Origin of the sequence: Vibrio sp. SCSIO 43009, assembly GCF_023716525.1 — a bacterium.
In the GTDB taxonomy this organism is placed as follows: Bacteria; Pseudomonadota; Gammaproteobacteria; order Enterobacterales; family Vibrionaceae; genus Vibrio; species Vibrio alginolyticus.
The window spans coordinates 932,124-956,317 of the sequence record NZ_CP071842.1 but is presented as its reverse complement, the minus strand read 5'-3'; the positions used below and the strand labels follow the sequence as shown (position 1 = coordinate 956,317).

The following is a 24,194-nucleotide window of genomic DNA, read 5'->3' as shown; positions in this document are numbered from 1 at the left end:
TGTATTAATGTCCTTCAAAATCGCAAATGCTGTACACGTTTAGACCTAGTGCTTCTAAACGTTTATCACCACCGATTTCTGGTAGGTTGATAACGAACGCAGCGTGCTCAACTTCACCGCCCAGTTGGCGAATCAGTTTAGTCGTCGCTTCAATAGTACCGCCCGTTGCCAATAAATCGTCGACAACCAGTACTTTGTCACCTTCAACGATGGCATCTGTATGGATTTCTAGTGTATCAACGCCGTATTCAAGCTCATAAGATTGAGCAACAGTAGGGCGTGGTAGCTTGCCTGGTTTACGCACTGGTACAAAACCAACACCTAGCTCAAGCGCTAAAGGCGCACCAAATAAAAAGCCACGAGCTTCCGTACCCACAACCTTGGTAAAGCCCATATCTTTGTAACGTTCAACAAGTAAGTTGATCGTCGCTTGGTATGCTTTTGCGTCTTCAAGAAGGCTCGTCACATCACGAAATAGAATGCCTGGCTTTGGGTAGTCTTGGATGCTTTTGATGCTAGATTTGATCAGTGAAATTGTTTCTGTAGTCATAATACCGATTTACTTAGATTGGCTCATCGCCCTCTCTAATCGCAGTATCACGAGGGCAACGAACAATAGGTTTTCACCACTATGTGCTTATTTTCGTAAAAGTCACAGGCGCTGAAAATACAAACGCCCACTCGAAGAGCGGGCACACTATTCTCTACAATCTTAGTGATTTTCTTCTCGGTCAGCAACCAACTCAATCACAGGCAGACGCATAAACCAGCTGAGTAAAACGATTAGCATCACTAAAAGACCAATTTTTACCCAAACGAGGGGGACAACAACGATTGAAACCATGAAACTAAGCGCAATAAAAATCGCACCACGCTTTTTTACTTTTGAAGTAACAGCCCGATGCTTATGCCAATTGTCGAGAATGGGTCCAAACGTTTTGTGGTTATGTAACCATTGATGAAATGCGGGGCTACCACGCATAAAACATGCGCTAGCAAGCAAAATAAAAGGTGTGGTGGGTAACAGTGGAAGGGCTATGCCGGCTATGCCGAGCACAATACAGAGTCCACCAACAGTATTGAAAAAGTAACGCTTAATACGAATGGTGAACTCCGGTACAAAATAGCTAGATTAAAAGCCTGCGTAACCATTCATTACACGAAGCCAGGTTAGCGTTGCAGGAAGTGTTGGGATCAAAAGAACTGCAATAAAACCTAAAAAGTAAAAAATATTATAAGGCTCTTTAAAATCTTTGTCTGCCATGATGTGTCTTCTCACTAGTTGACTTTGCTTCTCCCAAGGCACAGCGTTAAATTATCGTTGCACAAATGGGTCATTATTGTTTTAAGCGCTGACTATACATTAAACAGCCAAATCTAAACACCAGTAAAAAGTAAGGTTATTAAACTAAACGTATGTTGTTTTGGTGGTTCTAAAAAGATAATAAGCAGCGTCAGGACGCTGCTTATTGGTTTGCAAGTCATAATTATACTAGTCGGGATTTCCGGGTAATACTTAAACTAAAACTTGAAGAACCTAAACACCCTATAGATAACTGTCCTGCAACACTAAGCGGTAAATCGCGGGTGATGAAGTTTTTCATACTTCCTCCCCCTAAACGGTTACCTGCAGCGATGTGTTGATTCGTATTTCCGTCAGACCAATGGCTATCTAAACCCGCAGGTAATATAGAGACCGAGGATGAAGCGAGGTCGGCGACACCAAACACAGCATTGACTGCACCCGCACACTCCGAACACTCAATGCCTTTTTCAATGATCCCTACCATGTCCTTGAGATCAGCACTGAAACTTTTCAAGTTACGGAGATAGTCGTCAAACAATGCCCTAACGAGCAATGTCGTCGCAACTCCATCATTAGCTTGGGAAGCAGAATCAACGAGATAAAACGCAAATTGACCATTCATTAACCAACGATAATCGAAAACCAAGGGCATCACATCCGTCGATTGCAATAAACGGTACGAGCAGCGCCAATCTCCCTGAGCAGCATCCTTCTCTGGCAATAGCGCTTGCAGTAAATCTCTTGCCGCACTCGGATTCTGTTGCAAATACTCCAGATGCCAATACAGCTCTTGTTCATCCGGGATTTCACCACCATCATCAACCCTGAACCACTGACTTGAAAAGTCACGTTGTTCTGAGAAGTGGCTATCGGTATCTTCTAGCGTATTCTCTATCGCCTGAGATAGGTGCTCATAATTACCTATCGGTTTAGGAAGAAAATCTTTAATACCAAATCGCAACGCTTTCGCGACATCGGACATTTCATCCGTGCCTGATACCACGATAAGCGGCATATATGGGTATTCGAGACTAACTTCTTCGACGAACTCGATACCATCTAAGACCGGCATCGATAAATCACATAAGATAAGATCGGGTTGGCATTCCCTGAGTTGTTGAAGCGCTTCTAGGCCGTTTTCTGCTTCTACTACTTTAAAACCCTGACTTTCTAAATAGGCATTGGTTACTTTACGAAATATTGGATCATCGTCCACCAACATTATTAGTTTTTGATTAATCACTTCCTGTGCCGAGACCATTGCCGTTTGACTGTGAGTCTTAAACATACCTTTATCCCTCACAAAGCTCAGTCAAAAAAACAGATTTATTATTAAGTCATTATTTTTGTTGTGTTTACTTCCAGCAAAACGTGTCACAGCAAGACCTGAGGCCGCTTCGCCTTGTTATAAAACTTAGCTCGGAAACTGCATTAATACAAATATTACGGCGTATAACAGTGTTTACTCAAACAGGGTTGCTGTGTTCAAATGATGCAACATGTTGACTTAAAGCAAGCTTTGATCACAAAGTTAATTATAAATTAACCGTAATCGGTAATTTAATGTGTCTGGAAATATGAAATTAGATGACTTAAACCTGTTTCGACTGGTTGTCGAAAATGGGAGCTACACCGCAACTTCGCGAAAAACCATGATCCCGGTTGCGACCATCACCCGACGCATTCAAGCGCTAGAAGACTCTGTCAATCTTCGACTATTGAACCGTCATGCTCGCAAACTCTCGCTCACTGAAGCAGGGGAACGTTTTTACCATGAGTGCTCTCCTTTACTACAAAGGCTAACAACTGCGGCAGAGGAAATCACTGACGACTGCCGAGGAGCATCCGGCAAGATTAAGATATCCGCGCCTTACAACTTAACTAAACGAATGATGATGCCGATGTTCAACAGCTTTATGAAGCAGTACCCGGACATCAACATTGAGCTAACGACAGAGAATAATGCGGACAAGCTTGACCCTACTGAATGGGATGTAATTTTTCGAGTGGGACCGCAACGCGACTCTAGCCTCATCGCGCGTAAGATTGGCGAAGTGAAGGATATTCTCGTTGCAAGCCCTGACTATCTAACCTCGAATCCTGCGCCACATCATGCAGAAGAGCTATCTAACCATTCATTGCTAAAAGGGTACCCGCTTATTAAGTGGACCTTGATTAATAGCAAAGGCGAGTCTGTGGTGAATGTTGATCGTGGTCGTTTTCAAGCAAACGCGCTCAATGTGGTGCGCAGCGCTTGTTCCGAAGGTTTAGGCATCACACTAATGCCAGATGTCATGATCAAAGAGTACATCGAGAGCGGCGATTTGGTACGCGTACTGCCAGATTGGAGTGCAAACCCGCGCGACATTTATATGCTTTACAACCACAAAGATCACCTGCCAGAGAAAGTTCGCCTCTTTATTGACTTTGTGATCGCTTATAACATTCACTAATTAGATAGCGAAAACAAAAACCAGAGCCGAAGCTCTGGTTTTTTTACGACTTAAGAAAGCGCATCCTATGCGCCTTCGTTATGAAGCTCTAGGTTTGCTAAGTCCTGTTGGATTTCAAGTTGTGTTTTCGCATCATCGTTACGAAGACCATCTAAAAAATCTAGGTATTGTTGGTCGATATCACCCGTTACGTATTCACCGTTAAACACGGAAGTATCGAACTGAGTAATGTCTTGATTTCCAAGACCTACAGCTTCTACCAAATCTTCTAGACGTTGATAAATAAGCGCATCGGCACCAATCTGCTTACAAATTGTATCGTTGTCACGGCCGTGGGCAATAAGCTCTGTAGCACTTGGCATATCAATGCCGTATACGTTCGGGAAACGAACTTCAGGAGCCGCTGAGACCATGTACACTTTCTTGGCACCAGAATCACGAGCCATCTCAATAATCTGCTCTGACGTTGTACCACGAACAATAGAATCATCCACCAGCAACACGTTCTTACCTTTGAATTCCGAACGAATAGCATTCAACTTGCGACGTACTGATTTCTTACGTTGTTGCTGGCCAGGCATGATAAAGGTACGTCCAACATAACGGTTTTTCACGAAACCCTGGCGATAAGGGATATCGAGCGCTTGAGCGATTTGCAGTGCAATGTCGCAAGACGTTTCAGGGATAGGAATGACAACATCGATATCAAGGTTTGCGTAATCTTCACGAATACGTTCGCCCAGCTTTTTACCCATTTCAACGCGAGCGCTGTATACCGAAATTTTATCGATGAACGAATCCGGACGAGCAAAGTACACGAACTCGAAAATACAAGGGTTAAGCTTAGGATTATCTGCACACTGCTTCGTGTAAAGCTCACCGTCAAACGTTGCGTAAATCGCTTCACCAGGTGCAACATCACGGACGAAATCAAAACCGACCGCATCCAATGCCACCGATTCAGACGCAACCATGTACTCTGCTCTGCCGTTAACTTCACGCTTACCTAAACACAGCGGGCGAATACCGTGTGGGTCACGAAATGCAATCATACCATGACCAATGATCATGGCGGTCACAGCATAAGCACCGCGAATTGTGCGATGAACATTGGTGACTGCGCGGAATACGTCTTCGGTCGTGACATTTCCTTTTACTGAGTCAATTTCGTGCGCCAGTACATTTAGTAACACTTCGGAGTCTGAAGTGGTATTGATATGACGGCGATCTTTTTCAAACAGCTTCTGACGAACTTCGTTAGCGTTGGTCAAGTTACCGTTGTGGGCAAGTGTAATACCGAAAGGAGAGTTTACGTAGAAAGGTTGAGCTTCTGAAGCGCTTGAACTGCCTGCTGTAGGGTAACGAACATGACCAATTCCGACCTCGCCTTGCAGGCGTTGCATGTGTCTTGCTTCAAATACATCCTTGACTAAACCGTTCGCCTTACGCAGACGAAAACGATTGCTTTCTATGGTACAAATACCAGCGGCATCTTGGCCACGATGCTGTAACACCGTTAACGCGTCATAAATAGACTGGTTTACAGGCGTTGTGCCCACGATTCCAACAATACCACACATGTCCTAATCCTCGATTTGCGACAGTAGCTGGCACTACTAGATAGCGCCAGACAGAAAACTTGATGTTGCTTGTAAATGCTCGAAGAATGGGGCGATGATACGGCTGAACTCAGGGATCAACTGTGAATCTTTCCACCAATCCGAGCTTGGGAATGCAGTAAACGCATCCATAAAAAACAGCACCGCAGAAACAATTAAGACTCCGCGTAGACCACCAAATACAATCCCGAGAATTCGGTCCGTACCTGATAGCCCTGTTTTTTGTACCAGTTGACCAATGACGTAATTCACCACTGCACCAACTACCAAGGTTGCGACAAATAACGCCGCAATCGCCGCTCCGTTACGAAACATATCATCTTCGATGTTGGTGAAGTACACCGCCAATTTGGCATAGTAATTACTGGAGATAAAAAACGCTCCAAACCAAATCACCAAAGACAAAGCTTCTTTAGCAAAACCGCGAACTAAACTGATCAGAGCTGAAAATCCGATCACACCTAAAATGATAAAATCTATCCAATTCATCTTTTCTTCATCTTAAGTTGGCGCGCATTTTAACAGAAAAAATGCTGACGCAAACGTTTTCTTATGGATTTAATGGCTTAAATTTAAGCAATTGACCTTTTGAACCTGTAATTTTTTGTAATTCTTGAACTTGTCGTTCAAGTTTACTTTTTGACACATCAGGGCCAACAATCACTCTCGTAAACTCGTTTTCTTTCTTTGTGTGAGCTTGATAACCACGCTTTTGCAAATCCGCGACAAGCGCGACAGCATTTTCGTGATTCTTAAGTGCCATCAACTGAATGATCCAAGCTGAATCTTCATATTGATTTTTCTCTTGAACAGGACGAGTGACGACCTCAACTTGCTCTGGTTGTTTGATGACCTCAGGTTTAGATGTTGGCGCTGGCTCGGGCTCAGAAACGGCTACTTGAGCATCCTCACGTTCTTGCACTACAGCTTCAACCGGAGAATCCGGTAACGTAATGTCGTCTTCCACTGGCTCTAATATTTCGAAGTTTTCCACATCACTATCAAGTTCTGGTTTGATAGGAATACTGGCAAATTCTTCTTTGTAGTGCAGTTTCTTACCATCTAGCACATCGGGAAGAACAATGACTCCGACTGCGACTAGAATGATGGTGCCGACTAAACGACTTTGGAATTTACTTGCCATCAAAATACCTTTACTTATTTATTATTTGATTGCCAATGTTCCAATACCTCTCCGACGGTATGGAATGAGCCAACCACCAGAATAACGTCTCCTGTCTTTGCGTGGCTTCTCGCACTCTCGAAGGCGTCAACAGGGTTTTCAAAATGAACTTGCCCATCAGGTAAGTATTGGCACAATTCATCAGCGGTCGCCGCTCTCGGTCCAGTAAGCGACGCTGGATACCATTGTGTTGCAACTGGAGTTAGAGCTTCAATGGTTGCTTTAATGTCCTTGTCATGCAGCATTGCAACCACAATATGGATATTCTTACCCAGATATTGTTGCTTCACTCTTTCTACCAAATACTCAGCAGAGTGCGGGTTATGAGCGACATCAAGGACTATTTCAGGTTCGTGATGCAGTACTTGCATACGCCCCGCCAAACGCGCATTATTCAAGCCATTGACAATATTTATGTCAGTGATTTGCAATTCCGAAGCCCCTAGTGCCATCAGTGCAGTGGCTGCATTTTGTAATGGTAGCGATGGGATTGGTAAATCCTCTAACTCAAATGCCCCACTGCTCCATTTCCAACCATTATCAGTTAGTTGGTAATCGTACTGAATACCTACTTGGAAGAACTCAGAACCAATATCGTCAGCATGAGCCGCCACGGTCGCTGGTGGCGTCGGTTGACCACAAATTGCTGGCTTCCCTGAACGGTAAATGCCCGCTTTTTCAAAACCAATAACATTGATGTCATCACCAAGCCAATCCACATGATCGATCGCTAAGCTCGTAATAACAGAAACATCATGGTCAACAACGTTAGTGGCGTCTAGACGGCCGCCAAGTCCTACTTCAAGTAAGACAACGTCAACTTTCTCTACTTGGAAAATACGGAGCGCAGCAAGCGTACCGAATTCAAAGAGGCTAAGGCTAACATCACCACGCTGCTTTTCTACATAATCGAATGCTTCACAGTGCTTGGCATCTACAACGTCAACGCCATTAATGCGTACACGCTCGTTGTAACGAATCAGGTGCGGAGAACTATAAACACCGACTGAATAGCCAGCATCAAGTAAAATGGCTTCCATTAACGCACACGTTGAGCCTTTGCCATTGGTTCCGGCAACGGTGATTACGGTTGGAGCTGGTTTGGTAAGATTGGCTTTGTTTGCTACCGCTTGGACACGGTCTAAGCCTAGATCAATTGCTGAGGAATGAATATTTGCTAAATAATCAAGCCACATCTCTAATGAAGATGTGGCTTGAGGAATTGGGTTTTGGGTCATCTAACTTTAACCATTAAATTCTTTGGTTTTTATGTTAGTTGATACTTTACCCTTTTTCGTCCGCTTCTGGTACAGAATATGGCTCTTCATTTGGAGATTCGTTAACCGAAACCACCAAAGGAGACTTGTGGTTAGTCATCTTAGCGATAAGACCACCCACACGCTGACGCATTTCACGACGGTCAACGATCATATCAATAGCACCGTGATCAAGCAGGAACTCACTACGCTGGAAACCTTCAGGAAGATCTTCACGTACAGTTTGCTCGATTACACGACGACCAGCAAAGCCAATGAGGGCCTTAGGTTCACCGATGTTGATATCACCCAACATAGCCAAACTTGCTGATACACCACCCATTGTAGGGTCAGTTAGAACAGAAATAAACGGCAGACCTTTTTCTGATAAACGCTCAAGCGCAGCACTGGTTTTTGCCATTTGCATAAGAGACATTAAAGCCTCTTGCATACGAGCACCACCACTTGCTGAGAAACAAACAAGCGCACAGTTATTTTCAATGGCTGCATCCACTGCTTTCACAAAGCGAGCACCAACGACTGAACCCATTGAACCACCCATAAAGGAGAATTCAAACGCACACGCCACAAGCGGCAGACCAAGCAATTCACCCTGCATCACAACTAGCGCATCTTTCTCACCGCTATTTTTTTGTGCAGCAGAGATACGCTCTTTGTATCGCTTAGAATCTTTAAATTTCAGTTTATCCTGTGGCTCAAGTTCAGAACCTAATTCAACTCGATTACCTTCATCTAAAAATGTTTCCAAACGACGACGCGCTTTCATACGCATGTGATGGTTACACTTTGGACAAACTTCTAAGTTACGCTCTAGTTCAGCATGGTATAAAACCTGTTCACAAGAGGTACATTTAGTCCACACACCTTCTGGGATAGAAGCTTTGCGTGAACTTACTAGATTGCTTTTCTCTAAAATCTTTTCAAGCCAACTCATGGAAGACCTTTTCTCTCAACTCTTCCGCTTCATTGCGAAAGATATAAATTCGACATAATACCGACGGATTAAACCATATCTTGCAGCTACTGTAGATAAAAAACTGGTTGTACCTATTTTTGATATCGTAAATAGCGTATGTTTTCCGTTCACATTCAATGTAAACACTACCGATATTTTGAAATAAGTTTGTAAAATTAGTTCAAATTATCTGGTAAAAACAGTGGACCGATCGGCACTTCAGGTAACCCAAACTCTTCTGGGTAGTCTACATCTACCAGGTACAGACCTTCCGCTTTCGCTGTCGCACCCGCTAGTTTGCGATCTTTGGCTTCTAATAACCACTTGATCCATTCAGGACTCTCTTCGCCACGTCCAACTTTTATCAAGCTACCCGTGATATTACGAACCATATGATGCACGAACGCATTAGCTTTAATATCAATAACCACATAGTTCCCATGGCGCGTAACGTTCAGATGCATCAAGTTTCGAAATGGGCTGCGAGACTGACAATGCGCCGCGCGAAACGACGTAAAATCATTTTCGCCAAGTAGGAACTGCCCTGCTTCATGCATTTTTTTCTCGTCGAGCTCACCATGATAGTGACTAACCCCCGAGTTTAAGATGCCTGGACGTAAAGCATGATTGAAAATAATGTAACGATAACGGCGCGCTGTCGCTGAGAATCTTGCATGGAAATCATCTGAAACTTCCTTAGCCCAACGAACCGCTATATCGCTTGGCATGTTCGCGTTTGCGCCCATGGTCCAAGCTACCATTTTTCGAGTAACGTTGGTATCAAAGTGCACAACTTGTCCCGTGCCATGCACGCCTGCGTCTGTCCGACCAGCACACTGAACTTCAACTGGGTGATTAGCGACAACGGACAATGCTTTCTCTAGCTCTTCTTGGACACTTTTCACTTCTCTTTGGCGCTGCCAACCAAAGTAGTTTGTACCGTTGTACTCGATACCTAATGCGATTCTCATCTTAACCTTCGAACTCTAAAATGGGGCGGGAAGTATATACTCAAGTCACCTCAAGTTGCCAGTTTCACCAAGGGTGACATAAAGGTAGCATCCTACTAACGGGACACAAAAAGGGTAGCAAACGCTACCCTTTTGTTTCGGTTTATCGGCCATTAATGGCGTCAATCAGGCTTTTTGCTTCGCGGCGAATATCATCCTCACCGTAAACAATCGCCTCTTCTAGTAGTTTAATCGCCCCTTGAGAATCGTTCATCTCGAGATAGATTTTAGCCAAATCCAGTTTCCCAGCCGCTTCAGCATTGTTATCTACGTCAATATCGCCGATCTCGCCGATAACATCTGGAAACTCGTTCAATCCGACATCGAGCTTAAGGTCTTCTTCTTCGAACTCACCACCTTCTCTGTCGACCTGAGCCATCAATTCATCAATCGTCATAAATTGATTTTTCTTCGGGTCGAAGTCATCCAAGTCGCTTTGCTCTGCCCAGTTTTCTTGCGCGATCTCTGGCTGACTTAGTGCATCACTCGAATTCCAAACATCACGCTGGTCCTCAGGCACTTCTTCAGTAGAACTTACGTTATCAGCAGCGGGTTTAAAGCCATCCCAATCATCTCCAACATCAAGCATGGTTTCAAAATCCATACCTGCACTTGCGATGGTGTCACTGTCTAGTTTACCTTCAAATACTTCTGAGTTTGCGTCTTCCGCAAGAAGGTTAGCCATTGATGATTCATCATCCAAATTACTGAGCGGCTCACCCTCTGTCGCTGTTGGCTGCACTTCTGGGTCAGTATCAAAGCCGTTTTGCTGCGCAAATACTTCAAACAAAGCATCATGATCGTTATCGGCTTGAATAGCTGGTCTCGATGTCTCTGCTTCAACCTTAGGGCTCTCTGGCGCACCCTCGTTCATTGATGCGAGAACATCTTCCTCATTGAACTCTGGAAGATCTTGGTCGTCAAAACTTAACTCTTCATCCTCACCGGAGATTGGTTCTATATCTGCAGTCTCAGAGCTCGGTAATTCTGGCTCTTCTTCCATCGACGCCAAGGCATCTTCTTCGCTGAACTCTGGCAAATCGAGCTCATCAAAATTGAACTCTTCTTCGGACTCAGTTGGCAAGTCGGCTTCAACTTGTTCTAGTTCAATGGACTCGGACGTTTCTAGCTCCGGCTCATCCACCATAGACGCCAATGCGTCTTCTTCACTAAACTCAGGAAGATCCAGCTCATCAAAATTGAATTCATCTTCTGATTCAGCTGGCAAGTCGGCTTCAACTTGTTCTGGTTCAACGGACTCGGACGTTTCTAACGTAGGCTCGCCAGCCATAGACGCCAGTGCATCTTCTTCACTGAACTCTGGCAAATCGAGCTCATCAAAATTGAACTCTTCTTCGGACTCAGTTGGCAAGTCGGCTTCAACCTGTTCTGGCTCAACGGACTCGGACGTTTCTAACTCCGGCTCATCCGTCATAGACGCCAATGCGTCTTCTTCACTGAATTCTGGAAGATCCAGCTCATCAAAATTGAACTCTTCTTCGGACTCAGCTGGTAAGTCAGCTTCGACTTGCTCTGGTTTAACAGACTCGGACGTTTCTAACTCCGGCTCATCCGACATAGACGCCAATGCGTCTTCTTCACTAAACTCAGGAAGATCCAGCTCGTCAAAATTGAACTCTTCTTCGGACTCAGCTGGCAAGTCGGCTTCAATTTGTTCTGGTTCAACGGACTCGGACGTTTCTAACGCAGGTTCGCCAGCCATAGATGCTAGAGCATCTTCTTCGCTGAATTCTGGAAGATCTAGCTCATCAAAATTGAATTCTTCTTCTGAATCGTTGGTCGACTCAGTTTCCGGCTCCAATTCAGGTTCATCCAGTAGCCAATCTTCTTCTTGTGGAACACCGAATTCATTTTCTATTGTATTTGGTGTCGGTGTGAAGGCTGGAATGTCTTCCTCTTGCTCAACGTGAGGCTGTACCTCAGCATCGGACTCCACGGATGGTTCTTGTGTTGAATCAGTATCGGTAGCCTCTTGTTGTAGTGATGAAGCTTCCTCTATCTCCGTTTGTGTTTTTTCAACTTGCTGCGGTAAATCGTCTTCACTATCAAATAGAGCGTCAAGTTCAGCAGAAAAATCCGCTTTTTCTTGTTCTGTTGGCAGAAGTTCTTCACTGTCTGACTCAAATAGGTCGTCTAGCTCGCTCATTAAAGGATCATTCTCTGGTGAGAGGTCCTCTAAATCACCAAGAAATTCATCGCTGCTAAATGGCTCTGAAGCAGCCTCTGGCTCGGTTAATGGTTGATCTTTTGCAGCGTCTGGTTGGCTTTCACTTAATAAAGCGTCGATGTCCAATCCAGACTCAATGTCCTGATCTTCATGAGTTTGTTCTGACTCAACTACGGAAGATGGCTTTTCGTCGGCGTCTGATTCACCAAAACCAAGTGATTTCAGTAACTCTTCCTCTTCCGATTTATTCTGCTCTGGGCTCTCGTCCTCTCGAATCAGATCATCAAACGGATCTAAATCAGCTTCAGTCTCTTCATCAAGTTCAGAGGTAACATCATCAATGAGTTCATCCAGTAAGTCTGTGCTATCTGCGTCTAACTCTTCGATCGAGTCATCACCTTCAAAACCAGAGATTGCTTCTAGCTCGTTTAGTGGATCAAACTCGTCTGTGTCATCTTCATCAAAATCAATGAGTTCATCGAGTAGCTCTGTACTGTTTTCATCTAGAACAGGGCCTTCATTGGCGTCAGCTTCTCGAACTTCCGATTCACTAGCCGGTTGTTCATACTGGGCCAATAGCTTATCGATATCGTCGTCAGATGCCTCTCCTACACTAAAGTCATCATCCGAAACGGGCTGTTTTAACTCAGGCTTATCAGTATCTAAATCGAAGTCATCGTTGCCAAGTTCAGCAAACAAGTCATCAAGCATATCCTGGTCGACAGTGTCACTTGGTAACTCTTCTGACGGCTCATCGGCTGCAAGTAACTCGGCAAATGCATCGTCTGAAAGCGAGTCTGATTTCTCATTCGTATCATCCGAAAGATCGAAGCCAGACTCATCGTCATCGAGCACTTCTAGTTCTGGAGCAACCTCATCTAAGGCTCGCTCCATTTCTTCTAAACCAAGCGCCTTTTCTTCGCCGTTGACTTGGATACCATTGTTCGATGACTCAAACTCATCCAGACCAACATCTAGGTCACCGTCATCGCCAATATCTGCAAATGGGTCATCGTCCCCTTCCAGATTGAAATCAAGTTCTTCATCGTCGAGGTTAGCAAAGACGTCTTCTTCTAAATCTGACTTCTCTTCTTGTAAAGACTGTGTGTTGATATCTTCATCTGCAAACAATTCATCATCAAGCGTGAGCTCTTCATCCAGCTCATCCGCCGCCGCTAAACCGATTGGCGCCGCAAGAGGATCAACGTTTTGCTGTTCCTGTGCAGCCGCTTCTTCCTCTTTCGCTTTAGAGCGTCGACCAAGAAGCATAACAACTAGCAACGCAATCAAAGCACCAGGAATTAATGCCGCAAGACCAACAAGCCAACCATTAGACAAAATTTTGTCCATGGTGCTTGGTTGCATGCGTTGTTGTTCAGCAAGGCGCTGGCGCTCTTCTGCAAGCAGTTTCTCGACTTCTGAGCGAATGCGTTCTTCGTCATTCAGCTCGCTTTTCAAAGTTTCGACTTCGCTTTGCACTTCTGACAGCATCAATCGAAGACGATGGTTCTTCTCTTCTAATGACTCTAATTCACTTTGTGAGCCTTGAAGTTTGTCCTTCAGCGCACTGACCTGCTTTTCACCCTGCGGAGAGGTGGTTACTGGTGGCGCAGGGATGACGGGTATTGTTTTCGGAGTTGGTTTTGGCTCCTTTGCTGCCACTGTCTCTGGCTTAGTCGCAGGCTTGGGTTCTACTTTAATTTGTGGCTTTGGTTGCTCGGTGACTCGTTGTGCTGGCGTCGCTCTATTTGTCGGCTTCGGCTGTTTTAACTTAGCTTCATGCGCCTTCATAATCGCAACAGCTTGCGCTGTGGTCGCGCTTTGCACTTGCTCTAGAGAAGGTACTCGTAGCCGACTCCCTGGGATCAATTCATGAATGTTTTGGTTCTCAAACGCTTGAGGGTTAATTCGGTAAATGGCAAGAAGCGTTTGTTGAACGGTAACACCGCGTGAAGGTCGTAATTCTGAAGCGATCGACCATAGTGTTTGATTTTCACCAGTCGGACCAAAGAAACGTGACGGTTGAGTATTCGCAGGAGGAGCAGGTAATGCTCGCTCAATATCTTCAGCATAGCTTGGAGATGATTGCACTTCACCAGACGGTCCAACAAGACGAATTCCTTCGGCTTGAACCACTGATGATGTCTGAGTCGCGCTCATCAACACAAGGGCTGCTAACAAACGCTTATAATTTTGACGCATAGAAGGCTCAGTTTTGTGCTAAATACAATTTGAAATGGTGATCGGTTAAATATATCGGATATCGCATGCAAAACTATAGCGTTGAGAATAAAAAATGTGTGGCTCTCGCCATATTCGTACTAATCTCACACTATTTTGTTTCGTTCGTACAAAAAAGCCTCGCACTGTGCGAGGCTTTGAAATGAACTGTAAGCGACTTAGTAGTAATCGCGGATCAGAACTTCTGCGATTTGCACCGCGTTAGTTGCCGCGCCTTTACGCACGTTATCAGCAACAACCCACAGGTTTACGCCGCTATGATGGCTGATATCGTTACGGATACGGCCAACCATTACATGGTCTTTACCGCCCGCATCGCGAACTTGTGTAGGGAAGTCTTCACCGTGGAACACTTCGATACCGTCAGTTTGCTCAAGCAAGTTAACGACTTCTTGTGCATCGATAGGTGAACGAGTCTCAATGTGAAGTGCTTCTGCGTGACCGTAGAATACAGGAACACGTACACACGTTGGATTGACTGTGATTGATGGATCGTTAAAGATCTTCTGTGTTTCCCACACCATTTTCATTTCTTCTTTGGTGTAGCCGTTTTCCATCATCTGATCGATTTGTGGAATACAGTTAAACGCGATCTGTTGAGAGAATTGCTTCTTGTCTGCAGGCAGACCGTTTAGCAGCTTCGCCGTTTGACCTGCTAGCTCATCAATACCCGCTTTTCCTGCACCAGATACCGATTGGTAAGTTGATACGTTAATACGCTCAATGCCCACCGCATCGTGAATTGGTTTTAGTGCCACCAGCATTTGGATGGTTGAACAGTTCGGGTTCGCGATGATGTTACGGTTACGAAACTCTGCAATCGCTTCTGGGTTTACTTCTGGCACAACAAGAGGAATGTCGTACTCGTAACGGAAGTGTGATGTATTGTCGATAACAATCACGCCTTCATCAGCGGCAATTGGAGCCCACTTGGCTGATAGCTCACCACCAGCAGAAAACAGTGCGATATGCGCTTGAGACCAATCGAACTCTTCTACGTTTTGAACGCGTACCGTTTTACCATTGAAGCGGTAAGTCTTGCCTTCGCTGCGCTCACTCGCGAGTAGGAAGATTTCGCCTACTGGGAATTTGCGCTCTTGAAGCACATCCAAAATTGTTTCACCGACCGCACCGGTCGCACCTAAAATGGCAACATTATATTGCTGGCTCATTGACTTACCTCAATCTGAAAACCTAGTTCTGCTAATGGAGCAAGGTTACATGTTTTGTTACCCACTAGCGTGACAGCACTGTATTCACGGCGATCCCAGTAGTTTTTACGCATCAGGTCAAAAGCGCCTGGCTTACTGATTTCACGGCGGAAAAGAGCGTCATCTCTACGCACATCATAGATTAACTGCGTGATGTTATGCAGTGTTGCTTCGTCCCAAGCTCTGTCCAATACCATAGTAGGAACAGGCGCGGTTGGCAGTAAATCGCTGGCATGCGCACGTAATTCGTTATTTAAGAACTCACAATAGCTGTTGAAAATCATCGTCGTACCGCGAGCTTTCCCTTCCAAGCCGTAGCCTGCAACGTGAGGGGTTGCGAATGCTAGCAGAGGCAGAAGCTCCATATCAACCTCTGGTTCAAATTCAAATACGTCGAGTGCCGCTGTAAAGCCATCATTTTTCAAAAGACGTTGTTTCAAAGCAGCGTTGTCAACGATGGGACCTCGAGCCGCGTTAATCAAAATTTGATCGCTGCGGAGACCATTTAATACCTTCTCATCAATCAAATGATGCGTTGGGTATGGGCCACCTTTGGTGATTGGCGTATGTAGTGTAATGATGTCTGAGCTTTCAATCAGTTCTGTCAACGGAGTAAAGCTACGAGGATCACCAGCCTCTTGTTTGAATGGGTCATTGATGAGAACTTTAATACCCATGCCTTTCAAACATTTCTCTAGGTAGCTACCTACTTGGCCTGCACCAATAATACCTACCGTCTTGTCAAATACCGAGAAACCTTGTTGCTGAGCGAGCACCATCATCACGCTGAACGCGTATTCCGCCACACCCACTTTGTTACACCCTGGCGCCGCAGTGAAGAAAATGCCTTTCTCTTTTAAGAGTGCTTGGTCAACATGATCCATGCCTGCCGTGGCCGTACCAACAAACTTCAGCTTGTTTGCTTTGCTGATCAGGTCAGCATTCACTTTGGTGACTGAGCGAATCATTAGGGCATCAACATCCACTAAATCTTCGGCGGTCAGTGTACGACCTGGTTTTAGAATTACGTTACCGAGTTGGCTGAATAGTTCTTCAGCATACGGCATATTTTCATCAACAATAATTTTCATAGCGCCAGCGTTCTAACATCCATTTGTAAGAGTTCGTTTATTCGCAAGATGCGAAACTAAAGCGATTGTGCCCTTTTCCCGAAAAATCTCAAGATATAACACCAATAAACCTCAAGGAGGTAACTCCTATAGAATCAATTGACGGGAAGCCTAGAGAAAAGCAGAAACAGAGAAAAGAAAAAGCCCGGCTAAATAGCCGGGCAAAGTTCCAGAACAAAAGGATCCTATCCCGCTCTCCATGGGATAGAGTCTGCGTCTGTTCGATCAGTGTGACTGATCAAGCTCTGGAAACTGGATTGTTGGCGTTTACAGTACTCTCGCAAGGCGCCAACAAATTCAGTTAACCTTGGTACTTTTTAATAACCAAAGTTGCGTTTGTGCCGCCAAAGCCAAAGCTGTTTGACATTACGGTCGTTAGCTCTGCATCACGTGCTTCTGTCACGATGTCCAGACCTTGTGCTGCTTCGTCCAAGTTTGAAATATTGATGCTTGGAGCAATGAAGTTTTTGTCTAGCATAAGTGTTGAGTAAATTGCTTCGTGCACGCCCGCTGCGCCGAGTGCGTGGCCAGTCATTGCTTTTGTTGCAGAGATTGCAGGGCTGTTCTCACCAAACAATTGTTGGATAGCACCAAGCTCTTTCACGTCACCAACTGGTGTCGATGTGCCGTGCGTGTTGATGTAATCCACACCATCAACGTCTTGCATCGCCATCTTCATACAACGAATTGCGCCTTCACCTGATGGCGCTACCATGTCGTAGCCATCTGATGTCGCACCGTAACCTACGATTTCACCGTAGATTTTCGCACCACGTGCCAGTGCGTGCTCTAGTTCTTCAATAACCAGCATGCCGCCGCCGCCCGAGATAACAAAACCGTCACGGTCTGCATCGTATGTACGAGATGCTTTGTCTGGCGTGTCATTGTATTTGGTTGACAGTGCGCCCATCGCATCAAACATCATAGTTTGAGACCAATCTAGCTCTTCGCCGCCACCAGCAAAAACAATATCTTGTTTGCCTAGTTGAATAAGCTCCATAGCATGGCCGATACAGTGTGCAGATGTTGCACATGCAGAGCTCATTGAGTAGTTCACGCCACGAATCTTAAATGGCGTAGCAAGACAAGCAGAAACAGTAGAAGACATAGTACGAGGAACCATGTAAGGACCAACTCGCTTTACGCCTTTGGCGCGCATCGTGTCTGTCGCTACCGTTTGATTGTATGCAGAAGCACCGCCAGAACCTGCAACGATACCGGTACGATCGTTTGAAACCTGCTCTTCTGTAAGACCAGCGTCTGCGATTGCCTGCTCCATTGATAGGTATGCATAAGCAGCCGCATCACCCATAAAGCGCATCTGCTTACGGTCGATGTGTTCCGCCGGGTTGATTTTTAGGTCACCCCATACTTGCGAACGAAGACCGTGTTCTTTGAACTGCTCAGATGCAGTGATGCCAGATTTGCCCGCTTTAAGAGACGCTAGAACTTCTTCGACGTTGTTACCGATACTTGAAACAATACCCATACCGGTGATTACGACTCGTTTCATTATGACATTCCTATAATTCAAAAATCCGCTAGATGATAACTAAGATAGTCAACAAAAGTGGTCAGCTTTCCCATAAATTCGTACAATCGCCCCATTCTTACCGCGCCAAATCACAAATTTGCACCATTATGACTTCAATAAAAAACGCAGAACTTGGTTGGAACGAAGCTGGTACTCCGGTTTCAGACCAATTTGATGATGTTTACTTCTCTAACGTAAACGGTCTTGAAGAGACACGCTACGTTTTCTTAAAACAAAATCATCTCCCAGAAAGATGGCAGGAATTTGACCAAAGACGTTTTGTCATTGGTGAAACAGGATTTGGCACGGGATTAAACTTCTTAGCAGTATGCCAGTGGTTTCGTGAGTTTCGTCGTCAGCATCCAGACGCAACATTGAAAGAGCTGCATTTTATTAGCTTTGAAAAATACCCATTAAGCAAAGCCGATTTAAAGAAGGCGCATGAAGCTTGGCCTGAGCTAGCTGAATACGCGGAAAAGTTACAAAAGCACTACCCTGCCGCTGTGCCGGAGTGTCATCGCATTGTTTTAGAAGACGGCGCAATCACACTCGACCTTTGGTTTGGTGACATTAAAGACTGCATGCCGCAAGTCCCATACAACGAACAAGGTTTGATTGATGCTTGGTTCTTAGATGGATTCGCGCCAAGCAAAAACCCAGAGATGTGGAACCAAGGCCTGTTCAACAACATGGCAAAGCTAGCCAAGCAAGATTGTACAGTTGCCACGTTTACCGCAGCAGGCTTTGTACGTCGTGGTTTGAACGAAGCTGGCTTTACAATGAAAAAGGTGAAAGGTTTCGGCACTAAGCGAGAAATGATCGCCGGCTCTATGGAGCAACGTGAAAAGCAGTCGAACCATCTCCCTTGGTTCAATCGCACAGCATCTAGCAATCTTGATTCGATTGCCATCATTGGTGGTGGTATAGCCAGCGCGGCGTTAGCGAAAACGTTGGTTCGTCGTGGCCAAAACGTCACGCTTTACTGCAAAGACACTCAACCAGCCGAAGGAGCGTCGGGTAATCGTCAAGGGGCCGTGTATCCATTGTTGAACGGTCCCCATACTGGCGTTTCGCGTGTGTTTGCTCCTGCATTTTTGTTCGCACGTCAGTTTGTTGAACAAGCAGCACAAGAGATCGATTTTGATCATGACTGGTGTGGCGTAACTCAGTTGATGTGGGATGACAAATCCACAGACAAACTGGAGAAAATGCTTGCGGGTAACTTCACTCCAGAGCTCATTCAAAAGCTGTCCGCTGAGGAAACTGCGAACACTATCGGGTTACCTATTGATATGGCATCTGTGCACTACCCAATGGGAGGGTGGCTGTGCCCTGTCGAGTTAACGCGTGGGTTAATTAAACAATTGGAGCAGACGTCGTTACTCTCAACGAAGTTTGAACATCTTGTTGAGGCATTAGATTGGGATGAAAAGCGCCAGCTCTGGCTACTAACGGCGAGTGGTCAAACATTTGAGCACTCAACGGTTGTGATTGCGAACGGCCATGAGTTCCAGACATTGAGTCAAACCGCTTCCCTACCAATGGGGCAGGTGAAAGGACAAGTCAGTCATGCGCCAGCAACCGAAATGCTGAGTCAGCTGAAAACGGTGTTGTGTTACGACGGTTACATGACACCTGTTAACCCAAGTAATCAACACTTGTGTATCGGTGCAAGCTACGACCGCAGTCACCTTGACTACGAATTTGATGAAAACGCCCAAAAAGATAATGCGGAAAAGCTAGTGAAATGTGTACCGAATCAAACATGGGCAAAAGAGGTAGATATCACTGGTAATCAATCTCGCCAAGGTATTCGTTGTGTTAGCCGAGATCACTTACCATTTGTCGGGAATGTGGGTGACTTTGAGACGATCAAAACGCAATACGCCAACTTACAAAATCAAAAAGCAGAAGAGGTAGAAACCATTCATCAGTACCCTAACCTATTCTGCTTCTTAGGTTTAGGATCTCGTGGACTGAGCTCTGCACCATTATTAGCTGAAGTGTTGGCCTCCCAGATCTGTGGGGACCCGCTGCCATTACCGGTTGATGTATTGACCGAACTTCACCCAAGTCGAATATGGGTTCGTAAACTAAGAAAAGGCAAAGCCATTACCGAGCTGTAAGAGTATTCTCTCGTTTTAATTCCCGACACAGATACGTGTCGGGAATCGCTAACTCACTAAGTTGCTCGTACTGAGATTACTTCAGCAGTGCAACTGCCTGTTTCACTTGCTCTGCCACTTCTGGGTTTACAACCTTACCCGATTCCACGTCAAAATTTTCGTAGAAGCTCGGCACAGATAACGATGCCTTTACATCCGCGCCAAAAAATTGTGCAGAACCTGTCGCCGCCGCAAGAACACTTTGTGCACCACCGGGACCTGGGGAAGTTGCTAAATAAACGACAGGTTTGTTTTGAAATACATTACGCTCAATGCGCGTCGCCCAATCGAACAAGTTTTTATAGGCCGCTGGGTACGAACCGTTATGCTCTGCGAAGGAAACAACGATAGCGTCAGCCTCCGCCAAGTCACGTAAAAACGCGACAGCCCCTTCAGCTTGACCTATTTCTTTCTCTTTGTCCTCGCTAAACATTGGCGCTTGATAATCGTTTAAGTCTAGAACATTCACTTGAGCGCCTTCGACTTGATTTGCTGCGTATGTAGCAAGTAGTTTGTTGATTGAGGTAGAGCTGGTAGATGCACCAAATGCGACAATTTTCATGGTTGTAATCCTTTGTTCACGTTTTGTGCTGATCAGAATAAAAGTTGAACAGTTTCGCTACAACCACAAAAATTTTATGAAGAGGTTCGAATTTTTCGAAGTAGTAAATGACTGGGATTAAATAAAGGGAGAACGCTGCTTAGGGACTAAGCCTGAGCCTGGAGCTCTTGCCACAAATCACTGACAATCACGCGATCGGCCGGGCTTAACTCGGTACGCGCATTTTCTAAGCTGCTCTCAATGCGTGACTTCAGCTCAGTAATATCGCTAATCCCTTCTTCTTCACAAGACGCCGCGGATAAAGAGATGTGACCACGTAAATAACCACCAGCAAACAATTCATCGTCAGATGCTGTTTCAATTCGAGCATCAATCAGTTCCAGTAGTTTTTCTTCAAATTCAATAATCATGGTGTATCTCTGAGGTTATTAATGGTTATTTAACGCAAAAGTCCGACGCTTCCAGTGGCTTAGTTTGATAAAATGCGCGCAGGGCATCAGAAAGCATTTTCACTCGCAAAGGCAAGCCTACGTCCAAAATACCCAGCACTTCTTTATGTACTTTTTGCATAAAGCCGAGCCTATCTGGTTCAAAATCGCCGTGTAGATTGTCACAACTCACCGTAAAAGGGAAGCCAGCGCTTTGTGCCAGAATCCATTCATAAGCTTGAGGTCGCACTTCAACTTTCTCAAACTCCGCTTGAACTTCTGCTGTTCGCCCATCGGGTTCATACCAATAGCCAAAATCTTCCAGCAAACGACGCTCTGGACCAGCCACACACCAATGCGAAATCTCGTGTAAAGCAGAGGCGTAAAAACCCCGAGCAAAAATAATCCGATGATGAGGGTGTTCATCATCAGCAGGAAGATAAATAGGCTCATCACCACCTAACTCTAATTTCGTATTAAATTGTTCTAAAAAGGTGTCATTAAAAATGGTGATTAAGTCTTGGTATTCGTGGGTCATCGTCGAGTTTGTACTTCAGTTTGACATGCGCTGCATATTGTCGCTGTTTTTAGCTATGAGGTAAAGGCAACCCCACATTTTTGGTTATTAGTTGAATTTATCTGAACATCGCTTTCTCCATACAATTTCTCATTCGTCAGCGTACTTATTTACCACTACACTCTCGCCTTATTTTGATGCCGTTCAAACCGCTATTTTTAAGCCGTTTGATTACAAGCATGTTGCTGGTTTTAATCACTTTTTAAGAGAGATAGAACCGTTTGTAAGTGTTGTTACTTCGCCTACGCTGATTCTCGTAGAACGTAGTGACTTTTTACGTTGAGTGTTTCCCTATGTTGCTAAGTGTGTTGTATATCATTGGTATCACGGCTGAAGCCATGACAGGTGCGTTAAGTGCTGGTAGAAGAAAGATGGACTGGTTTGGTGTTATGTTGGTGGCCAGCGCAACGGCCATTGGTGGTGGCACCGTACGTGACATTCTATTAGGCCACTACCCTCTTGGTTGGGTAAAAAACCCAGAGTTCCTTGCAATTACGTGTGTTGCAGGTGTGCTAACAACAGGTTTAGCGAAATGGGTGATTAAGCTGAAAGGTCTGTTCATTCGCCTCGATGCATTAGGTTTAATCGTGTTTAGTATCATCGGAACAAAAATTGCGATGGGCATGGGCTTGCACCCTGGTATTTGTATGGTTTCAGCGTTAGTAACTGGTGTATTCGGTGGGCTACTTCGCGACTTAATCTGTCGCCAAACACCATTGGTACTGCATGAAGAGCTTTACGCTTCTGTCGCTCTTATCGCATCAGGAATGTACTTAGCGCTATTAGAATTCAATGTTCCCGATGTCACTGCCACTATTATTACACTGGTTACTGGTTACATGTTGCGTATGGCTGCGGTACGCTTTAAGTGGCGTCTGCCTTCTTTCCATTTGGAAACCGAAGGCTCGATTCATTAAGCAAAAACTACTTAAACAAAAAAGGTTGCCTGATAAAATTGTGCCACCCGCGATTCAGTGAGTGGCATAATTTTATATTCAGTCATCCTGAACAGCGACGAAGGAGCATGATTCAGGATCTATTATCCGAGCACTCTGTTGTCAGGGATGTTTCTTTCTCTTTTCATCGTGCTGAAATTAGATTCCTAGTCTCGCTATAGCTCGCTGGAATGACACAAAGCTCTTAAATCTTCGGTGTTTCAGTTGTTACGCCATGGTTTTGACCACGGTGGCGTAGTAAATGATCCATCACCACAATAGCCAGCATCGCTTCTGCGATAGGCACAGCACGAATACCCACACATGGGTCATGACGACCTTTGGTGATCAACTGAGTTGGTTCACCTTCTTTTGTGATGGTCTCACCCGGCACAGTGATACTTGATGTTGGCTTAAGCGCAATGTTTGCGACAATGTCTTGACCAGTCGAGATACCACCAAGAATGCCACCCGCATGATTACTACCAAAACCTTCAGGAGCGAGCGTATCACGGTGCTGACTGCCTTTTTGGGTTACCACCTCGAAACCGTCTCCGATTTCCACGCCTTTCACCGCGTTGATGCTCATTAGTGCGTGCGCGATGTCTGCATCCAAACGGTCAAATACGGGTTCCCCAAGACCAACAGGCACGTTAGTTGCCACAACCTGGATTTTTGCGCCAATAGAGTCGCCTTCTTTTTTCAGGTCACGGATAAGTTGGTCAAATGCTTCTACTTTGTCAGCATCAGGGCAGAAGAATGCATTGTTCTCGATTTCGTTCCAATCTACCTTGTCGATAGATACATCACCCATTTGTGACAAGTAAGCACGAATCTCAACACCAAACTCATCTTTTAAGTATTTCTTCGCGATTGCACCAGCAGCCACACGCATTGCGGTTTCACGAGCTGAAGAACGGCCGCCACCGCGATAGTCGCGGATGCCATATTTTTGGTGGTAAGTGTAATCAGCATGACCCGGTCTGAACTTATCTTTGATGTCAGAGTAGTCTTTTGAGCGCTGATCGGTGTTTTCAATTAGCAAACCGATCGATGTGCCCGTGGTTTTGCCTTCAAAAACGCCAGAAAGAATTTTAACTTCATCCGGTTCACGACGTTGTGTGGTGTAACGTGATGTGCCTGGACGACGGCGGTCGAGATCGATTTGTAGATCTGCTTCTGTAATTTCCAACCCCGGAGGACATCCGTCTACGATACATCCCAGTGCGATACCGTGACTTTCCCCGAATGTCGTCACTCGGAAATGTTGTCCGATACTGTTTCCTGCCATTACTTCCTCAAGTTTTTATCGCCACGCTCTCTCAAAACAGAGCATAGCTGCTTTCCAATTCTTCGTGGATTCATAGTGGCTTTATTACGTTTTGATGTAAAGAGTTAATATCGGCGAGGTATGCATAAA

Annotated in this window: 21 protein-coding genes; 3 read left to right on the top strand and 18 right to left on the bottom strand. The window is 45.2% G+C overall.

The genetic code is table 11. From position 1 onward, the window contains the following. Positions 1 to 4: 4 nt before the first annotated feature. From apt to J4N43_RS04500, 4 genes are all read right to left on the bottom strand, one after another. Positions 5 to 550: an adenine phosphoribosyltransferase gene (gene apt, locus J4N43_RS04510; protein WP_005380615.1), complete on the bottom strand. Its 546-nt coding sequence runs from the start codon at positions 548 to 550 to the stop codon at positions 5 to 7. Between the two features lie 162 nt (positions 551 to 712). Then, a complete protein-coding gene (locus J4N43_RS04505) occupies positions 713 to 1,099 on the bottom strand; it encodes a YbaN family protein (RefSeq protein ID WP_080276930.1) in 387 nt (128 codons plus the stop codon). Positions 1,100 to 1,132: 33 nt separating this feature from the next. Continuing rightward, positions 1,133 to 1,264: a hypothetical protein gene (locus J4N43_RS24555; RefSeq protein ID WP_005380608.1), complete on the bottom strand. Its 132-nt coding sequence runs from the start codon at positions 1,262 to 1,264 to the stop codon at positions 1,133 to 1,135. Between the two features lie 223 nt (positions 1,265 to 1,487). Next, positions 1,488 to 2,594, bottom strand: coding sequence for a response regulator (locus tag J4N43_RS04500; protein ID WP_005380606.1), 1,107 nt, complete (start codon positions 2,592 to 2,594; stop codon positions 1,488 to 1,490). Between the two features lie 289 nt (positions 2,595 to 2,883). Here J4N43_RS04500 and J4N43_RS04495 point away from each other — a divergent pair, with 289 nt between their 5' ends. Then, a complete protein-coding gene (locus J4N43_RS04495) occupies positions 2,884 to 3,759 on the top strand; it encodes a LysR family transcriptional regulator (protein WP_005384959.1) in 876 nt (291 codons plus the stop codon). A gap of 65 nt (positions 3,760 to 3,824) precedes the next feature. On the opposite strand, the gene purF is transcribed toward J4N43_RS04495, so the two are convergent. From purF to fabB, 10 genes are all read right to left on the bottom strand, one after another. Further along, the gene (purF, locus tag J4N43_RS04490) at positions 3,825 to 5,339 is read right to left on the bottom strand and encodes an amidophosphoribosyltransferase (protein ID WP_158159739.1); all 1,515 of its coding nucleotides are present in this window, start codon (positions 5,337 to 5,339) and stop codon (positions 3,825 to 3,827) included. 36 nt (positions 5,340 to 5,375) lie between these two features. Next, positions 5,376 to 5,867, bottom strand: a complete 492-nt coding sequence (locus J4N43_RS04485) for a CvpA family protein (RefSeq protein ID WP_053349562.1) — start codon at positions 5,865 to 5,867, stop codon at positions 5,376 to 5,378. Between the two features lie 61 nt (positions 5,868 to 5,928). Further along, positions 5,929 to 6,522, bottom strand: a complete 594-nt coding sequence (locus J4N43_RS04480) for an SPOR domain-containing protein (protein WP_017820797.1) — start codon at positions 6,520 to 6,522, stop codon at positions 5,929 to 5,931. A gap of 14 nt (positions 6,523 to 6,536) precedes the next feature. Then, the gene (gene folC, locus J4N43_RS04475) at positions 6,537 to 7,799 is read right to left on the bottom strand and encodes a bifunctional tetrahydrofolate synthase/dihydrofolate synthase (protein ID WP_017820798.1); all 1,263 of its coding nucleotides are present in this window, start codon (positions 7,797 to 7,799) and stop codon (positions 6,537 to 6,539) included. A gap of 46 nt (positions 7,800 to 7,845) precedes the next feature. Then, a complete protein-coding gene (gene accD, locus J4N43_RS04470) occupies positions 7,846 to 8,772 on the bottom strand; it encodes an acetyl-CoA carboxylase, carboxyltransferase subunit beta (RefSeq protein WP_005380583.1) in 927 nt (308 codons plus the stop codon). Positions 8,773 to 8,969: 197 nt separating this feature from the next. After that, positions 8,970 to 9,764 carry a tRNA pseudouridine(38-40) synthase TruA gene (gene truA, locus J4N43_RS04465; RefSeq protein WP_005380566.1) on the bottom strand — a complete coding sequence of 265 codons (795 nt, stop codon included), beginning with the start codon at positions 9,762 to 9,764 and terminating at the stop codon, positions 8,970 to 8,972. A 142-nt stretch (positions 9,765 to 9,906) separates the two neighbouring features. After that, positions 9,907 to 14,193 (bottom strand): FimV/HubP family polar landmark protein, encoded by a 4,287-nt coding sequence (locus tag J4N43_RS04460; RefSeq protein WP_062730492.1) that lies wholly within the window; start codon positions 14,191 to 14,193, stop codon positions 9,907 to 9,909. Positions 14,194 to 14,390: 197 nt separating this feature from the next. Beyond that, positions 14,391 to 15,404, bottom strand: a complete 1,014-nt coding sequence (locus J4N43_RS04455; protein WP_005380562.1) for an aspartate-semialdehyde dehydrogenase — start codon at positions 15,402 to 15,404, stop codon at positions 14,391 to 14,393. Further along, positions 15,401 to 16,534 carry a 4-phosphoerythronate dehydrogenase gene (locus J4N43_RS04450; RefSeq protein WP_062730491.1) on the bottom strand — a complete coding sequence of 378 codons (1,134 nt, stop codon included), beginning with the start codon at positions 16,532 to 16,534 and terminating at the stop codon, positions 15,401 to 15,403. Before J4N43_RS04450 ends, J4N43_RS04455 begins: the two co-directional genes overlap by 4 nt. A gap of 340 nt (positions 16,535 to 16,874) precedes the next feature. Further along, positions 16,875 to 18,086 carry a beta-ketoacyl-ACP synthase I gene (gene fabB / locus J4N43_RS04445; RefSeq protein ID WP_005380557.1) on the bottom strand — a complete coding sequence of 404 codons (1,212 nt, stop codon included), beginning with the start codon at positions 18,084 to 18,086 and terminating at the stop codon, positions 16,875 to 16,877. A gap of 128 nt (positions 18,087 to 18,214) precedes the next feature. Here fabB and mnmC point away from each other — a divergent pair, with 128 nt between their 5' ends. Next, complete coding sequence (gene mnmC, locus J4N43_RS04440; RefSeq protein WP_053349558.1) at positions 18,215 to 20,233, top strand: bifunctional tRNA (5-methylaminomethyl-2-thiouridine)(34)-methyltransferase MnmC2/FAD-dependent 5-carboxymethylaminomethyl-2-thiouridine(34) oxidoreductase MnmC1; 2,019 nt, start codon at positions 18,215 to 18,217, stop codon at positions 20,231 to 20,233. 76 nt (positions 20,234 to 20,309) lie between these two features. On the opposite strand, the gene J4N43_RS04435 is transcribed toward mnmC, so the two are convergent. The 3 genes from J4N43_RS04435 to J4N43_RS04425 form a co-directional block, all read right to left on the bottom strand. Beyond that, a complete protein-coding gene (locus J4N43_RS04435; protein WP_053349557.1) occupies positions 20,310 to 20,834 on the bottom strand; it encodes an NADPH-dependent FMN reductase in 525 nt (174 codons plus the stop codon). Between the two features lie 146 nt (positions 20,835 to 20,980). Further along, positions 20,981 to 21,244 carry a YfcL family protein gene (locus J4N43_RS04430; RefSeq protein ID WP_017635933.1) on the bottom strand — a complete coding sequence of 88 codons (264 nt, stop codon included), beginning with the start codon at positions 21,242 to 21,244 and terminating at the stop codon, positions 20,981 to 20,983. Between the two features lie 25 nt (positions 21,245 to 21,269). After that, positions 21,270 to 21,800, bottom strand: coding sequence for an elongation factor P hydroxylase (locus J4N43_RS04425; protein WP_053349556.1), 531 nt, complete (start codon positions 21,798 to 21,800; stop codon positions 21,270 to 21,272). A gap of 332 nt (positions 21,801 to 22,132) precedes the next feature. Here J4N43_RS04425 and J4N43_RS04420 point away from each other — a divergent pair, with 332 nt between their 5' ends. After that, positions 22,133 to 22,756, top strand: coding sequence for a trimeric intracellular cation channel family protein (locus J4N43_RS04420; protein ID WP_005380544.1), 624 nt, complete (start codon positions 22,133 to 22,135; stop codon positions 22,754 to 22,756). A 223-nt stretch (positions 22,757 to 22,979) separates the two neighbouring features. Here the strand turns inward: J4N43_RS04420 and aroC are convergent, their stop codons facing one another. Beyond that, entirely contained in the window at positions 22,980 to 24,065 is a 1,086-nt protein-coding gene (gene aroC, locus J4N43_RS04415) for a chorismate synthase (RefSeq protein ID WP_053349555.1), read from the bottom strand. Positions 24,066 to 24,194 lie beyond the last annotated feature (129 nt).

Coding starts and splice junctions, on each gene's coding strand:
- fabB (WP_005380557.1), bottom strand. CDS start 18,086: ATGAAACGAGTCGTAATCACCGGTATGGGTATTGTTTCAAGTATCGGT.
- folC (WP_017820798.1), bottom strand. CDS start 7,799: ATGACCCAAAACCCAATTCCTCAAGCCACATCTTCATTAGAGATGTGG.
- aroC (WP_053349555.1), bottom strand. CDS start 24,065: ATGGCAGGAAACAGTATCGGACAACATTTCCGAGTGACGACATTCGGG.
- accD (WP_005380583.1), bottom strand. CDS start 8,772: ATGAGTTGGCTTGAAAAGATTTTAGAGAAAAGCAATCTAGTAAGTTCA.
- truA (WP_005380566.1), bottom strand. CDS start 9,764: ATGAGAATCGCATTAGGTATCGAGTACAACGGTACAAACTACTTTGGT.
- J4N43_RS04420 (WP_005380544.1), top strand. CDS start 22,133: ATGTTGCTAAGTGTGTTGTATATCATTGGTATCACGGCTGAAGCCATG.
- J4N43_RS04485 (WP_053349562.1), bottom strand. CDS start 5,867: ATGAATTGGATAGATTTTATCATTTTAGGTGTGATCGGATTTTCAGCT.
- J4N43_RS04455 (WP_005380562.1), bottom strand. CDS start 15,404: ATGAGCCAGCAATATAATGTTGCCATTTTAGGTGCGACCGGTGCGGTC.
- J4N43_RS04435 (WP_053349557.1), bottom strand. CDS start 20,834: ATGAAAATTGTCGCATTTGGTGCATCTACCAGCTCTACCTCAATCAAC.
- purF (WP_158159739.1), bottom strand. CDS start 5,339: ATGTGTGGTATTGTTGGAATCGTGGGCACAACGCCTGTAAACCAGTCT.
- J4N43_RS04450 (WP_062730491.1), bottom strand. CDS start 16,534: ATGAAAATTATTGTTGATGAAAATATGCCGTATGCTGAAGAACTATTC.
- J4N43_RS04460 (WP_062730492.1), bottom strand. CDS start 14,193: ATGCGTCAAAATTATAAGCGTTTGTTAGCAGCCCTTGTGTTGATGAGC.
- J4N43_RS04430 (WP_017635933.1), bottom strand. CDS start 21,244: ATGATTATTGAATTTGAAGAAAAACTACTGGAACTGATTGATGCTCGA.
- apt (WP_005380615.1), bottom strand. CDS start 550: ATGACTACAGAAACAATTTCACTGATCAAATCTAGCATCAAAAGCATC.
- mnmC (WP_053349558.1), top strand. CDS start 18,215: ATGACTTCAATAAAAAACGCAGAACTTGGTTGGAACGAAGCTGGTACT.
- J4N43_RS04480 (WP_017820797.1), bottom strand. CDS start 6,522: ATGGCAAGTAAATTCCAAAGTCGTTTAGTCGGCACCATCATTCTAGTC.
- J4N43_RS24555 (WP_005380608.1), bottom strand. CDS start 1,264: ATGGCAGACAAAGATTTTAAAGAGCCTTATAATATTTTTTACTTTTTA.
- J4N43_RS04500 (WP_005380606.1), bottom strand. CDS start 2,594: ATGTTTAAGACTCACAGTCAAACGGCAATGGTCTCGGCACAGGAAGTG.
- J4N43_RS04425 (WP_053349556.1), bottom strand. CDS start 21,800: ATGACCCACGAATACCAAGACTTAATCACCATTTTTAATGACACCTTT.
- J4N43_RS04495 (WP_005384959.1), top strand. CDS start 2,884: ATGAAATTAGATGACTTAAACCTGTTTCGACTGGTTGTCGAAAATGGG.